This is a genomic window from Lysobacter sp. DMC104 (genome assembly GCF_056313665.1).
Genome location: NZ_JBQUZW010000004.1, coordinates 149,153 through 162,272 on the forward strand (window position 1 = coordinate 149,153; position 13,120 = coordinate 162,272).

The 13,120-nt window shown below is 69.1% G+C and carries 17 protein-coding genes; 7 read left to right on the forward strand and 10 right to left on the reverse strand.

Features of this window, described 5'->3' with window-relative positions; translation table 11 throughout:
• The first annotated feature begins 9 nt into the window (after nt 1-9).
• On the forward strand, nt 10-450 hold the full coding sequence (locus tag ACT53R_RS07530) for a hypothetical protein (protein ID WP_476171239.1): 441 nt from the start codon (nt 10-12) through the stop codon (nt 448-450).
• 13 nt (nt 451-463) lie between these two features.
• Here the strand turns inward: ACT53R_RS07530 and nei are convergent, their stop codons facing one another.
• The 9 genes from nei to asnS form a co-directional block, all read right to left on the reverse strand.
• The gene (nei, locus tag ACT53R_RS07535; protein ID WP_476171240.1) at nt 464-1,276 is read right to left on the reverse strand and encodes an endonuclease VIII; all 813 of its coding nucleotides are present in this window, start codon (nt 1,274-1,276) and stop codon (nt 464-466) included.
• A 7-nt stretch (nt 1,277-1,283) separates the two neighbouring features.
• The gene (locus ACT53R_RS07540) at nt 1,284-1,583 is read right to left on the reverse strand and encodes a PilZ domain-containing protein (protein ID WP_476171241.1); all 300 of its coding nucleotides are present in this window, start codon (nt 1,581-1,583) and stop codon (nt 1,284-1,286) included.
• A 125-nt stretch (nt 1,584-1,708) separates the two neighbouring features.
• Complete coding sequence (locus ACT53R_RS07545) at nt 1,709-1,990, reverse strand: PilZ domain-containing protein (protein ID WP_476171242.1); 282 nt, start codon at nt 1,988-1,990, stop codon at nt 1,709-1,711.
• A gap of 93 nt (nt 1,991-2,083) precedes the next feature.
• Nucleotides 2,084-2,869 carry an SDR family oxidoreductase gene (locus ACT53R_RS07550; protein ID WP_476171243.1) on the reverse strand — a complete coding sequence of 262 codons (786 nt, stop codon included), beginning with the start codon at nt 2,867-2,869 and terminating at the stop codon, nt 2,084-2,086.
• A gap of 10 nt (nt 2,870-2,879) precedes the next feature.
• Nucleotides 2,880-3,509 carry an FMN-binding negative transcriptional regulator gene (locus tag ACT53R_RS07555; RefSeq protein WP_476171244.1) on the reverse strand — a complete coding sequence of 210 codons (630 nt, stop codon included), beginning with the start codon at nt 3,507-3,509 and terminating at the stop codon, nt 2,880-2,882.
• Between the two features lie 17 nt (nt 3,510-3,526).
• Nucleotides 3,527-3,847 carry a hypothetical protein gene (locus ACT53R_RS07560; RefSeq protein ID WP_476171356.1) on the reverse strand — a complete coding sequence of 107 codons (321 nt, stop codon included), beginning with the start codon at nt 3,845-3,847 and terminating at the stop codon, nt 3,527-3,529.
• 20 nt (nt 3,848-3,867) lie between these two features.
• Nucleotides 3,868-4,173 carry a hypothetical protein gene (locus tag ACT53R_RS07565; protein ID WP_476171245.1) on the reverse strand — a complete coding sequence of 102 codons (306 nt, stop codon included), beginning with the start codon at nt 4,171-4,173 and terminating at the stop codon, nt 3,868-3,870.
• Complete coding sequence (locus ACT53R_RS07570; RefSeq protein WP_476171246.1) at nt 4,170-4,574, reverse strand: ADP-ribosylation/crystallin J1; 405 nt, start codon at nt 4,572-4,574, stop codon at nt 4,170-4,172. Before ACT53R_RS07570 ends, ACT53R_RS07565 begins: the two co-directional genes overlap by 4 nt.
• A gap of 13 nt (nt 4,575-4,587) precedes the next feature.
• Nucleotides 4,588-6,000 (reverse strand): asparagine--tRNA ligase, encoded by a 1,413-nt coding sequence (gene asnS, locus ACT53R_RS07575; protein WP_476171247.1) that lies wholly within the window; start codon nt 5,998-6,000, stop codon nt 4,588-4,590.
• 72 nt (nt 6,001-6,072) lie between these two features.
• Between asnS and ACT53R_RS07580 the strand changes: the two genes are divergently transcribed.
• Complete coding sequence (locus ACT53R_RS07580; protein WP_476171248.1) at nt 6,073-6,414, forward strand: HesB/IscA family protein; 342 nt, start codon at nt 6,073-6,075, stop codon at nt 6,412-6,414.
• 68 nt (nt 6,415-6,482) lie between these two features.
• On the forward strand, nt 6,483-8,264 hold the full coding sequence (locus ACT53R_RS07585) for a DUF885 domain-containing protein (protein WP_476171249.1): 1,782 nt from the start codon (nt 6,483-6,485) through the stop codon (nt 8,262-8,264).
• Nucleotides 8,265-8,359: 95 nt separating this feature from the next.
• Here the strand turns inward: ACT53R_RS07585 and ACT53R_RS07590 are convergent, their stop codons facing one another.
• A complete protein-coding gene (locus ACT53R_RS07590) occupies nt 8,360-9,994 on the reverse strand; it encodes a serine hydrolase (RefSeq protein WP_476171250.1) in 1,635 nt (544 codons plus the stop codon).
• Between the two features lie 219 nt (nt 9,995-10,213).
• Here ACT53R_RS07590 and rpsF point away from each other — a divergent pair, with 219 nt between their 5' ends.
• The 4 genes from rpsF to ACT53R_RS07610 all read left to right on the forward strand — a co-directional run bounded on the left by rpsF (nt 10,214) and on the right by ACT53R_RS07610 (nt 13,090).
• On the forward strand, nt 10,214-10,639 hold the full coding sequence (rpsF, locus tag ACT53R_RS07595; RefSeq protein WP_476171251.1) for a 30S ribosomal protein S6: 426 nt from the start codon (nt 10,214-10,216) through the stop codon (nt 10,637-10,639).
• Between the two features lie 11 nt (nt 10,640-10,650).
• Entirely contained in the window at nt 10,651-10,881 is a 231-nt protein-coding gene (gene rpsR, locus ACT53R_RS07600) for a 30S ribosomal protein S18 (RefSeq protein WP_055247656.1), read from the forward strand.
• A gap of 132 nt (nt 10,882-11,013) precedes the next feature.
• A complete protein-coding gene (rplI, locus tag ACT53R_RS07605; protein ID WP_476171252.1) occupies nt 11,014-11,466 on the forward strand; it encodes a 50S ribosomal protein L9 in 453 nt (150 codons plus the stop codon).
• Between the two features lie 208 nt (nt 11,467-11,674).
• Nucleotides 11,675-13,090: a replicative DNA helicase gene (locus ACT53R_RS07610; RefSeq protein WP_476171253.1), complete on the forward strand. Its 1,416-nt coding sequence runs from the start codon at nt 11,675-11,677 to the stop codon at nt 13,088-13,090.
• The last annotated feature ends 30 nt before the right edge of the window (nt 13,091-13,120 follow it).

The following is a 13,120-nucleotide window of genomic DNA, read 5'->3' on the forward strand; positions in this document are numbered from 1 at the left end:
GTCTCCGACATGAAGTTCTGCCACGTGACCCTCGCCGCCGCGCTCGCGCTGTCCCCGTGCCTGGCCCACGCGCATGGCGATGCCTGCGCCAAACCTTTCCAGACCTCGGGCTCGCTCGCGGTGCCGGTCAATTACAGCGGCGTGACCGGGCAATTCACCGTGCCGGCGGGCTATCGGCTGCAGATCGAGCAGGTGAGCGCGAACATCCGGCTGCCGTCCAGCACCGATCGCGCCGATTTCCAGATCGGGACCACGGTGGGCGGCGCGTTCGCGGTCCACAACCTCGCGGTCACCGACGGCTACACGGTCTTCGATCGCAAGGCCTACGGGTCGGTCACGCTGTACGCCGACAAGGGCAGCATCGTCAGCGTCTACATCACCCGTCAGGGCGCGAGCTATCCGGCCACCACCGCCGGCTGGGTCGTCACCGGTTGCCTGTTTCCGGCCTGATGCCGGCGCGCCTTCAGCGCTGGCAGCGCGGGCAGAGGTAGAGCCGGCGCGTGCCGACCTCGCGGCGCACGATCGTGCCGCCGCAGGCCGGGCAGGGCTGGCCTTCGCGATCGAACACCTCGAAGCGGAAGCCGTCGGGCGTGTCGGTCAGGTAGTCCTCGCGCATGCCCGACGCCGGCGCGATCCCGCGCGTGGCGTAGCTGCGGCGCGGGATCGCCAGCAGTTCGCGGGCGAGGGCGCGGCGCTCGTCGGGCGAGAGATCCTGCGGCCGCCGTTCGGGCCGCAGGCGTGCGGCGAACAACACCTCCGAGCGCAGGTAGTTGCCCATGCCGGCGAGGAAGGCCTGGTCGAGCAGCAGCGCGCCCAGTGCGCGACCGCGGAAGCGCGGGTCGTCGAACTGGCGCTCGACCGCGGCGGCGTCCAGCGCCGGGTCGAGCACGTCCGGCCCGAGCTTCGACAGGAACGGGTGCGTCGGCAGGTCGGCGGTGCGCCACATCGCGACGTCCGAGGCCGAGTACAGCAGGATCCCGCGGTCGTCGGTCTCCAGCGCGACCCGCAGCGAACGGCCGGTCTCCGGACGCTCGCCGGCGGCGGCGATCTTCCACACGCCGTACAACTGGTTGTGGCTGTAGAGCGTCCAGCCGTGGTCGAACTGCGTGAGCAGCGCCTTGCCGTGCGGCACGATCGCCTCGATCCGGTGGCCGCGCAGGCGCTTCTCGTGAGGCTTCAGCGCGGGGAACGCGAACCAGGCGCTGCGCAGCGGCCGGCCGACCACCGCTTCGGCGAGGCGGTCGGCGGCGCGGCGGATCTCGGGGCCTTCGGGCATGCGCGGCTCAGGGCGGGCAGGGCGGAATCGCCTGCGGCTCGTGGTACTCGAAGCCGATGTGGCGGTCGTTGATCCACGCGATCCGCGCCGACACCGGCACCGCCGGGCCGCAGCCCTGGAAGAACAGCAGCCGCGACACGTTGCCGACGCGCAGCAGGCAGCCGGCCGGGCGGAACACGCCGCAGCCGCCTTCGGAGAGATCGAGCACGTCCGCGGCCCAGGCCAGTTCGCCGTAGACGATCATCACCTGGAGCGCGAACGGCACCCGGTCGGCGAAACGGCGTTCTTTGAGCTGGAGGTCATCCATGGCGGTTCCGCGAAGTGCGACGGCGAGGGGGAGCCACGGCCATAGGCTGCCGCAGGTGTGCAGGCGAGGCAACCCGGGCGGCGACGGGCGTGCAGGATGCGGCGCCGCGCCCGCGCCGTGCGGGCTCAGCCCGGCAGCGGCTGCGGTTCGAGGTATTCGAAGCCGATGAACTGCGGGCCGGCCCAGACCACGCGGGCCTCGGCGCCGAACACGTGGCGCGCATCGATCATCAGGTACAGCCGCACCTCGGTGCCGTCGTCCAGCGACCAGTCGTGCGGACGCGTCACCCGGCAGCCGGTGGCGGAGACGTTGTCGATGTGGCCGATGAAACCGTCGACGCCGCGCGCGATGAGCACCGGACATTCGTAGTCCTTGCGCGGCGAGCGGCGGCGTTCTTCGGGGGACATCGGGGGATCCATCAGACGCGATGGCCACAGCATAGCCTGTCGTCCGCAGGCGCGAACGTGTCGCGGATACGCCTTCGGGTCGACGCGTGCGGGTCAGATCGACTGGAGCCGGCCGCCGTCGACCGCGAGGCTGATGCCGTTCACGTAGCCGGCCGCCGGCGCGCACAGGAACGCGATCGCGGCCGCGACCTCTTCCGGTTTCGCGAACCGGCCCGCGGGCACGCTGGCGCGCATCGCCGCGGCCACGCTGTCCTCGCTCTGGCCCGACGCACGGGCGCGATCGCCGAGGATCTGCGTCAGTCGGCCGGTTTCGGTGTAGCCGGGCAGCACGTTGTTCACGGTGATGCCGTCGCCTGCGACCTCGCGCGAGAGCGTCTTGGCCCAGCCCGCCACCGCGGCGCGGATGGTGTTCGACACGCCGAGGTTCGGGATGGGCTCGTACACCGAGGTCGAGATCACGTTGACGATGCGGCCCCAGCCGGCAGCGCGCATGCCCGGCAGCACCGCCTGCGCCAGCGCCTGGTTCGCCAGAAGATGGCGGCGGAAGGTGTCGAGGAAGGCCGCCTCGTCCGCGGCGTGCACCGCGCCCCCGGCCGGGCCGGCCGTGTTGTTCACGAGGATCTGCACCGGCCGCGACGCCACGTGCGCAGCGACCGTCGCGCGCAGGCCGTCGGTGTCGGCGGCGTCGGCCGCGAGCAGTGCGTGCGTCTGCGCGCCGCTGCGCGGCAGCGATGCCACGACGGCCTGCAACGCGTCGGCGCGCCGCGACAGCACGGTGACGTCGGCGCCGAGCAGCGCGAGTTCGTGTGCGGTCGCCCGGCCGATGCCTTCGGATGCGCCGCAGACGAGCGCGTGGCGGCCGGCGAGATTCAGGTCCATGGCGGAGTCCTCATGCGGAAGCGTCGGGGGCGCGCAGGCGCATCAGCGCCGCGACGGCCTGCGCCTGCGCGTCGTCGCGGGCGGCGAGGTCGTCGTGCACGGCGGTGCGGTTGGCGGGCGGATGGTTCTGGCTGAGCTTGAATTTCAGGTCGATCCGCGTCGGCACGAAACGGAAGCCGACGATGCCGCGGAGCTGGCTGCGATGATCGTCGCGTGCCATGTCGAAGCGCCAGTCGCGGCCGACCGTGGCCTCGAAGCGCCGACTGAGGCGATCGACGAGGTCGCCGAGCGCATTGACGTCGTCGAACACGTCCGGCGTGCCGTGCAGGTGGGCGACGGCGTAGTTCCAGGTCGGCACGCGCGCCGCGGATTCCTTGTCCGGATAGACGCCGGGCGACACGTAGGCGTGCGGGCCATGCACGATCATCAGCATGCGCCCGGGATGCGCGACCTGCGGGTTCGGCCGCGCCCAGTGGCCTTCGAGCAGCACGTGGTCGCCGTCGCGCCGGTAAAGCACCGGCAGATGGCTGGCGAACGGCGCGTCGCCGTCGACGCTGACCAGCGTGACGAAGGGATTCGCTTCGATCAGCGCATCGAGTGCGGCGAGGTCGGGTTCGGCGAAGGCGCGCGGGAGATACATCGCGGCGCGTCGGCAGATCAGGCCCGGCGGCCGAGGGTCTGCACCATGCCGCCGCGCAGCGTCGCGTCGTCGTCACCGCGCGGCGGGGCGACTTCTTCCAGCGAGAAACCGCGGGCGAGGGCATCGTCCTCGTCGAGGCCGTCGAACGACACGAATTCGGCGTCCATCAGCGCCGCGCGGGCGCTGTCCTCGCTGTCGTAGACCAGCGTGTTGCCGTCGCTGTCGAACACTTCGCCGATGCCGGCCTCGCGCACGCGCAGGCGCGCCCACACCAGCGTGCGGCCGAGGCTGGCCAGCCACCATTCGGTGCGCGCGATCGGGGAAGCGGACTCGTTCATCGTGTTCATGCCGGCGTCGCTCACGGGTAGGCCACCGACCACAGCCAGAGGATGCCGGCCGCGGCCAGTCCGCCGAGGATGGTGACCAGCGACACCCGTGCCGGCGTCGCCAGCCCGTCGAGGTTGCGGTCGCCGGCGGCGCGGTAGCCGCCGACCAGCAGCCACCACAGCGCACCCGGGTTGAGGAACGCCGCGGCGCCCAGCGTGTCGCGGACCTGCGGCTGGCGGTCGCGCATGTGCACCAGCGCCAGCGGCCAGAAGATCACGAACGCACAGGCGCCGGCGATGGCGATGGCGACGAAGAGGAGGGCGAGGAACAGGATCATGCGGGCGTGGCCTCGGCATCGGGGTCGCGGCGGTATTCGCCGATCACGTCGATCGTGCCGGCGATCGCGTCGTTGAGGGCATCGAGCTCTTCGGCGGGCACCCACCATTCGGTGTGGTGCGCGCCGCCGACCTTCTGCACGGCGTACTGGTCCATGAAGGCCTTCGGCACGCGGAAGCGGGTCACGTAGCCGACGCCGCTGTCCTTGATGTTCCAGCGAATGGCAATTTCGCGTGCGTAGCGTTCGTTGGTCACCGGATAGAAGATCGGCTGTTCCGGCAGGCGCGGTGGCCAACGGCGGAAGCCGGCGGCCTCGACCAGCGCGAGCTCGTTCGGGCCGGTCGGCCGGTAGAGCACGACGCAGTCGCCGTCGATCTCGACCTGGTCTTCGAAGGACGTCATCGACGCGCGCCGATCAGAACTCGGCCGAGCCCGGGGCGCGCGGGAACGGGATGGCGTCGCGGATGTTGGCCAGGCCGCAGACGTAGACCACCAGACGCTCGAAGCCGAGGCCGAAGCCGGCGTGCGGCACGGTGCCGTAGCGGCGGAAGTCGCGGTACCAGCCGTAGTGCGCCGGTTCGAGGCCGAACTGGCGGATGCGCGCGTCCAGCACGTCGAGGCGCTCCTCGCGCTGCGAGCCGCCGATGATCTCGCCGATGCCCGGCGCCAGCACGTCCATCGCCGCGACGGTCTTGCCGTCGTCGTTCAGGCGCATGTAGAACGCCTTGATGTGTTCGGGGTAGTTCATCACCACGACCGGGCGGCCGACGTGGTTCTCGGTCAGCCAGCGCTCGTGCTCGGTCTGCAGGTCCAGGCCCCATTCCACCGGGAACTCGAACTTCTGCTTGCTCGCCTGCAGCAGCTTCACCGCCTCGGTGTAGTCGATGCGCTCGAACGGCGCGTTGACGAAGGTCTCCAGCCGGGTGATGGCGTCCTTCTGCACGCGTTCGGCGATGAACGCCATGTCGTCGGCGCGCTCGGTCAGCACCGCGCGGAACAGGTACTTCAGGAACTGCTCGGCCAGCGTCGCGTCGTCGTCGAGGTCGGCGAAGGCGATTTCCGGCTCGATCATCCAGAACTCGGCGAGGTGGCGCGTGGTGTGGCTGTTCTCGGCGCGGAACGTCGGGCCGAAGGTGTAGACCTTGCTCAGCGCGAGGCAGTAGCCCTCGACGTTCAGCTGGCCGGAGACGGTCAGGAACGCCTCCTTGCCGAAGAAGTCCTTGCTGAAGTCGATCTTGCCGTCGTCGGTGCGCGGCAGGTTCAGCATGTCCAGCGTGGAGATGCGGAACATCTGGCCGGCGCCCTCGGCGTCGGAGGTCGAGATGATCGGGGTGTTGACCCAGTAGAAGCCGTCCTCGTGGAAGAAGCGGTGGATGGCCTGGGCCAGGCAGTGGCGGATGCGGGTGACCGCGCCGAACAGGTTGGTGCGCGGACGCAGGTGGGCGAACTCGCGCAGGTATTCCAGCGAGTGCTGCTTGGGCTGCATCGGATAGGTCAGTGGGTCCTCGACCCAGCCGATGACCTCGACCGCGGACGCCTGGATCTCGACGCTCTGGCCCTTGCCCTGCGAGGCCGCGAGCGTGCCGGTCACGACCACGGCGCAGCCGGCCGACAGCCGCTTCACCTCGGACTCGAAATTCGGCAGGGCGTCGGTGGCGACGACCTGGATCGGTGCGAAGCAGGAGCCGTCGCTGACCTGGACGAAGCTCAGGGCGGTGGAGTCGCGCCGGGTCCGCACCCAGCCCCGGACCGTGACCGTGCTGCCGATGCCGGGGGTCCCGGCCAGCGCGTCCCGGATGCTCGTCGCCTTGACACCACTGAAAGCCATGCCTTGAATTCCTGCGCCGGAGCGCCGATCTGTGGGAGGTCGCCAAGTTTAACTGACGCTACAATCCCCGCCATGGCCATCTCCCTCGCGCCCGCCGCCCTCGACCGCATCCGCGGCTACCTCGCCGCCGACCCCGCCGCCCTCGGCCTGCGCTTCGGCGTGAAGCGCACCGGCTGCTCCGGCTGGAGCTACGTGGTCGATCTGGCGAAGGACCGGCGCGACGGTGACGCGGTCAGCGAGCAGGACGGGGTGCAGGTCTTCGTCGACGCCGACAGCCTGCCGATGGTCGACGGCACCGAGATCGACTTCCTGAAACAGGGCCTCAACGAGCAATTCGTGTTCCACAACCCCAATGTGGCCGGCGAATGCGGCTGCGGCTCCAGCTTCACCACCGACGCCGACCGCGCGGCCTGACTTCCGTCCCATCCGGTCCGTCGCACCGGGGCGCTAGACTCGGTCGATCACCCGTGCCGGAGTCGTCCATGTCCCGTCCTTCCCGCCGCCGGGCCGCCTGTGCGGCTCTGGTGCTGGCCGCCGCGTCGCTGCTGGCCGGTTTCGCGTCCGCCGCCGCGCCCGTCTCCGACGCCAGTGCCCGCCTGAACGCCTTCTTCGCCGCCGAGTGGGAGCGCGGCCTGCGCGAACATCCCGAAGGCGCGTCGTTCCAGGGTGATCTGCGCTTCAACGACCGCTGGAGCGACAACAGCCTGAAGGCGATCGCCGACAGCGAGGCCGAGGACCGGGCGGCGCTGAAGACCCTGCAGGGCTTCGATCGCGCCGCGCTGTCGCCGGCCGACCAGCTGAACTACGACACCTATCTCTGGGAGCTGCAGCAAGCCATCGCCCGGCAGAAGTTCCGCGAATACCTGCAGCCGGTGTCTCATCAGGGCGGCGTGCAGACGCTGGACGGCGTGTCCGAGGCGCTGAACTTCGCCGGTGCCAAGGACTACCGCGACTGGCTGGCGCGGATGCGCGCGGTGCCGGTCGTGGTCGACCAGACGATGGCGCTGATGCGCGAAGGCGTGAAGGCCGGCAACCTGCCGCCGCGCGTGCTGATGGACCGCGTGCCGGGGCAGATCGCGGCGCAGGTCGTGGCCGATCCCGAACAGAGCCCGTTCTATCGCCCGTTCAAGACGATGCCGCCGTCGATCCCCGCCGCCGAGCGCGACGCCCTGCGCGCCGAAGCGCGCCAGGTGGTGGCCGAGCGCATCGTGCCGGCCTACCGTCGTTTCCAGAGCTATTTCAATGACCAGTACCTGCCGAAGACCCGCGCCGACATCGCCGCCAGCGGGCTGCCCGACGGCAAGGCCTACTACGATTTCCTCGCCGGCTACTACACCACGACCTCGCTCACCGCCGACGAGATCCACGCCATCGGCCTGAAGGAAGTGGCGCGCATCCGCGGCGAGATGGAGAAGATCAAGGCGGAGGTCGGGTTCCAGGGCTCGATGGCCGAGTTCTTCACCTTCCTGCGCACCGACCCGCGCTTCTTCGAGAAGACGCCCGAGGCGCTGCTGCAGCGCTACCGCGCCACCGCCAAGCGCATCGATCCTGAGCTGGTGAAGGTGTTCCGCACGATCCCGCGCCAGCCTTACGGCGTGCGCCCGATCCCCGACAACATCGCGCCCGACACCACCACCGCGTACTACCAGCAGGGCGCCGCCGACGGCAGCCGCGCCGGTTTCTACTACGTGAACCTCTACAAGCCGGAAGTGCGGCCGACGTGGGAGATGATCCCGCTGACCCTGCACGAGGCCGTGCCCGGCCACCACTTCCAGTTCGCGCGCGGGCTGGAACTGCCGGACGCGCCGATGTTCCGCCGTACCGCGTATTTCGTGGCCTACGGCGAAGGCTGGGGCCTGTATGCCGAACAGCTCGGCTACGAAATGGGCCTGTACCAGGATCCCTACGACCGCATGGGCCAGCTGGCTTACGAGATGTGGCGCGCGGTGCGCCTGGTCGTCGACACCGGCATGCACGCCAAGGGCTGGAGCCGCGACCGGGCGATCGCCTACTTCAAGGACAACAGCCCGAAGACCGACCAGGACATCGTCAACGAGATCGATCGCTACATCGGCACGCCCGGTCAGGCGCTGGCGTACAAGATCGGCCAGTTGAAGATTTCCGAGCTGCGCGCCAAGGCCGCGCGCGAACTGGGGCCGAAGTTCGACCTGCGCGACTACAACGACGCCGTGCTGGAAACCGGCTCGGTGCCGCTGGAGACGCTGGAAAAACACATCGACGCATGGATCGACGCCCGGCGTTGATTCCGCGCGAAAGATGAGGGCGGTGTGCGTAGGGCGGGCCTCGGCCCGCCATCACGACGTCTCCGTTCGCACCGTGCGTCCAGAAGAACGACGTCTCACTTCACCGGCGTCAGCACCAGATCCTGGAAATCGAAGCTGAAGTCGGTGTTGGGCGAGATGGCATCCATCCGCGCCTCGACCGGCTTGCCGTCGGCATCCAGCGAGAACGTGAGGAACGCGTCGGCGTTGAGCCAGCGCTCGTCCCAGCGGACGATGAAGGCATCGTTCTGCCAGTGTTCCAGCGTGCCGGCCAGCGACTTCGTGCGCGAGAAGCGCAGGCGCAGGCGGTCACCGTCGCGGCTGACGATCACGTCGCCGTACCACGGGTCGCGCCACGTGCCGGCGTAGGCGTCGAGCGGGCGCGAGGGCGTGCGCCGGCCGGTGCGCGCGGCGACGTGCCGGTTCCAGCTGTCGTCGGCCTTGGCCTGCGATTTCGCCAGCGCGGCGCCGTAGGCGGCATTCCAGTCGGTCTTCGGCGTGCCGAGGTACGCATCCAGCACGCGCAGGGTGATCGCGTTGAACGCGCCGCCCAGTTCGGCATTGGTCAGCACGACGACGCCCAGTCGTTTGCCCGGTACCAGCGTGACCCGCGAGACCATGCCCGGCCAGCCGCCGGTGTGCCAGACCAGCCGCTCGCCGCGATAGTCGGAGGTCATCCAGCCCTGGGCGTAACCGAGGAAATTCGGTCGCGCCGGCGCCAGCTCCGGCACCGAGGGCGTCGGGATCGGCATCGGCGTGACCATCTGCCACATCGCCTGCTGGCTCTTCTCCGAGAACAGACGGTGCTCGGTGCCCGCCGCGTCGCGGTAGACGCCGCCCGCCAATTGCATCCGCATCCACGCAGCCATGTCGTGGACGCTCGAATACACGCCGCCCGCGCCCGAAGCGTTGTGCCAGGTCAGCCGCGGCGCCGCTTCCAGCGTCTTGCCGTCGGCCAGCGCGTAGCCGGTGGCGGCCGGGTCGCCGGGACGCAGGGCATCGCTGTTGTAGCGCGTCGACGACATCCCGAGCGGGGTGAAGAATCGCTGCTGCAGGAAGTCGGCGTAGGGCTGGCCGCTGGCCTGTTCGATCACCAGCTGTGCGGCCGCGAACAGGATGTTGTCGTAGGCGTAGCGGTCGCGGAAGCCGCCCTTCAGCGGCACCTGGCCGAGCCGTTCGACGACCTGGCGGGTGGCGTAGTCGGTGGTCGGCCAGTACAGCAGGTCGCCGGCGCCGAGGCTCAGGCCGCTGCGGTGGGCCAGCAGGTCGCGCAGCCGCAGTTCGCGGGTGACGGTGGCGTCGGCCATGCGGAACCAGGGCAGGTGGTCGATGACCCGGTCGTCGAGGTCCAGCTTGCCTTCCTCGGCCAGCAGGTACAGCGACGCGGCGGTGAATGCCTTGGTGTTCGAGGCGATGGCGAACAGGGTGTTGCCATCGACAGCGGGGCCGCCCGTGGCCCGCTCGCCCCAGCCGCGTTCCAGCACCATCTGGCCGTCGCTGACCACCGCGACCGCGATCCCCGGCACCTGGAAGGTCTTGCGCACCGATTCGACGTAGGCGTCGAGGTCGTCCAGCCCGGCGGGCAGCGGGGCGGCGGTGGGCGGCGTGACGACGGCGGGTGGCGGATCGGCCGCAGGCGCCGCGGCGGGCGCGAGCGAGAGGGTCAGGCCGAGGGCGAGCAGGGCGGGGCGGAGGCGGGCGGGAAGTGACATGGGCCGAGACGGAGCGGAAAGCCGTCACTATGTCGCGGATCGCCGCTCCCGGGCAGTCCCGGGACGGCAGGGGGGGCGGTCGATTTGCGCCCAAGTGCTTGAACCTGCCATACTTTCCGGCTCCCGTTCCGACGGGAGACCTTGCTCCACCGCGGCCGTTCCGGCGCAGGGGAGCTTTCGGACCGCAATCCCGCGGCCGATATCCACAAGGAAACCGCAATGCGTCATTACGAAGTCGTGTTCATGGTCCACCCGGACCAGAGCGAGCAGGTGCCGGCGATGGTCGAGCGCTACAAGTCGCTCATCGAAGGCGGCAGCGGCAAGATCCACCGTCTCGAAGACTGGGGTCGTCGCCAGCTCGCCTACCCGATCCAGAACCTGGTCAAGGCCCACTACGTGCTGATGAACATCGAGACCGATCTCGCTGTCCTGAACGAGCTGGTCGACACCTTCCGCTTCAACGACGCGGTCCTGCGTCACCTCGTGATCAAGCGCGACGGCCCGGACACCGAGCAGTCCCTGATCATGAAGAACAAGGACGACAAGGACAAGGCGGAGAAGGGCGAGCGTCGCCGCCGTGACGACGACGGTGCGGTCGGCGTTGCCGACAGCGAAGAAGCCGCCGAACCCGCCGCCGAAGCCTGAGGAGCCCGACCATGTCCAAGTTTTTCCGCCGCCGCAAGTTCTGCAAGTTCACCGCCGAGGGCGTGAAGGAGATCGATTACAAGGATCTCAACACCCTGCGCCAGAACCTCACCGAGAACGGCAAGATCGTGCCCAGCCGCATCACCGGCACGAAGTCGAAGTACCAGCGCCAGCTCGCGACCGCCGTCAAGCGCGCGCGTTTCCTGGCGCTGATTCCGTACACCGACAATCACAACGTCTGATCGTTCATCCCGAGCGCAGCGAGGGACCTGCTTCCAGGCAGGTCCCGTGCCTCCGCTCGCTGACGATCCACCGTCCATTCGGACAGCCCCCAGTTGCGGCGCGATCGCGTCGCTAACGAATACGGAGTCATCATGGAACTCATTCTGCTGCAGAAGGTCGTCAACCTCGGCAACCTCGGCGACAAGGTCAACGTGAAGCCGGGCTACGGCCGCAACTTCCTGGTCCCGCAGGGCAAGGCCGTGCCGGCGACCGCCGCCAACGTCGCCGCGTTCGAAGCCAAGCGTGCCGAGTACGAAGCCAAGGCCAAGGCCATGAGCGACGAGGCCGAGAGCCGCCGCAGCGCGCTCGACGGCGTCAGCGTCACGATCAAGGCCAACGCCTCGACCGAAGGCAAGCTGTACGGCTCGGTCGGCCCGCGCGACATCGCCGAGGCCCTGACCGCCGCCGGTTACAAGGTCGGCAAGTCGGAAGTGATCATGGGCGAAGGCCCGCTGCGCCACATCGGCGAACACGAAGTCCTCGTGCACCTGCACGCCGACGTCGAAGTGCCGGTCAAGGTCGTGGTGGAGCCGGAAGCCGCGTAAGCGTCTTCCCCCGCACCGCAACACCGGAACGGGCGCCGCAGGGCGCCCGTTCCGTTTCCGGCGTCTCGTTCGGTGAGACCCGGATGCGGAGAGTTATCCACAGCTTGTTCCATCGCGGGTCCACAGCCCGGGTCCGTACGATGGCCGCATCCCCCCGTGCCCATGTCCACGATCGCCATCGCCCGGCGATCCGGAGCAACTCCTTCCGATGGCCTTCCGTCCCAACGCCTACGGCGACCAGCGTCGCCGCGACACCTTCGGCGATGCGCGCGTCGACCAGTTGCGCGTGCCGCCGCAATCGATCGAGGCCGAGCAGGCCGTGCTCGGCGGCCTCATGCTCGCGCCCGACGCCTACGACCGCGTCGCCGACCGGCTCAACGAGGAAGACTTCTACCGGCGCGACCACCAGCTGATCTACCGCGCCATCCGCGAGCTGGCCGAGAAGAGCAAGCCCTACGACGCGGTGACGCTGGGCGAGTGGTTCGAGTCCAACGGCGTGATCGAACAGGTCGCCGGCGGCGCCTATCTGGTCGAACTGGCCAGCACCACGCCCTCGGCGGCCAACATCGCCGCCTATGCCGAGATCGTTCGCGACAAGTCGATCCTGCGCCAGCTGATCGAGGCCGGCACCGGCATCGTCAACGATGCCTTCCAGCCGGAGGGCCGCGACAGCGACGAGATCCTCGCCAAGGCCGAGCAGGACGTGTTCGCGATCTCGGAAATGCGCGCCCAGGGCCGCACCGACTTCGTCGCGATCAACAAGGCGATGGCGGAGGCGTTCGACGTCCTCCAGACCCGCTACCAGAACGGCGGCGGCGTCACCGGCCTGCCGACCGGCTACACCGAATTCGACGAAATGACCGCCGGCCTGCAGCCGACGGACCTGATCATCCTCGCCGCGCGTCCGGCGATGGGCAAGACCACGTTCGCGCTGAACATCGCCGAGCACGCCGCGATCAAGACCAAGAAGGCGGTCGCGGTGTTCTCGATGGAAATGTCGGCCGCGCAGCTGGCGCTGCGCCTGATCTCCGCCAACGGCCGCGTCAACGCCACCCGCCTGCGCACCGGCCAGCTGGAGGACGAGGACTGGAGCCGCGTCAGCGGCGCCATCCGCATGATCAAGGAAACCAAGATCTTCATCGACGACACGCCCGGCCTGTCGCCCGAGGGACTGCGCGCGAAGGCGCGCCGGCTCAAGCGCGAGCACGGCCTGGGCCTGATCGTGATCGACTACCTGCAGCTGATGGCCGTGCCTGGCAACAGCGAGAACCGTGCGACGGAAATCTCCGAGATCTCGCGTTCGCTCAAGGGCCTGGCGAAGGAGTTGAGCGTGCCGGTGATCGCGCTGTCGCAGCTCAACCGCTCGCTGGAAACCCGTGCCGACAAGCGTCCGGTGATGGCCGACCTCCGCGAATCCGGCGCCATCGAGCAGGACGCGGACATGATCGTCTTCATCTACCGCGACGACTACTACAACAAGGAAACCTCGCCGGACAAGGGCCTCGCCGAGATCATCATCGGCAAGCAGCGTTCGGGTCCGACGGGTTCGTTCAAGCTCAAGTTCTTCGGCGAGTACACCCGCTTCGACAACCTGGCGTTCGATGCGGTGGGGAGTTTCGAGTAAAAAATGATTTATGTGACTATTCCGGAGGCG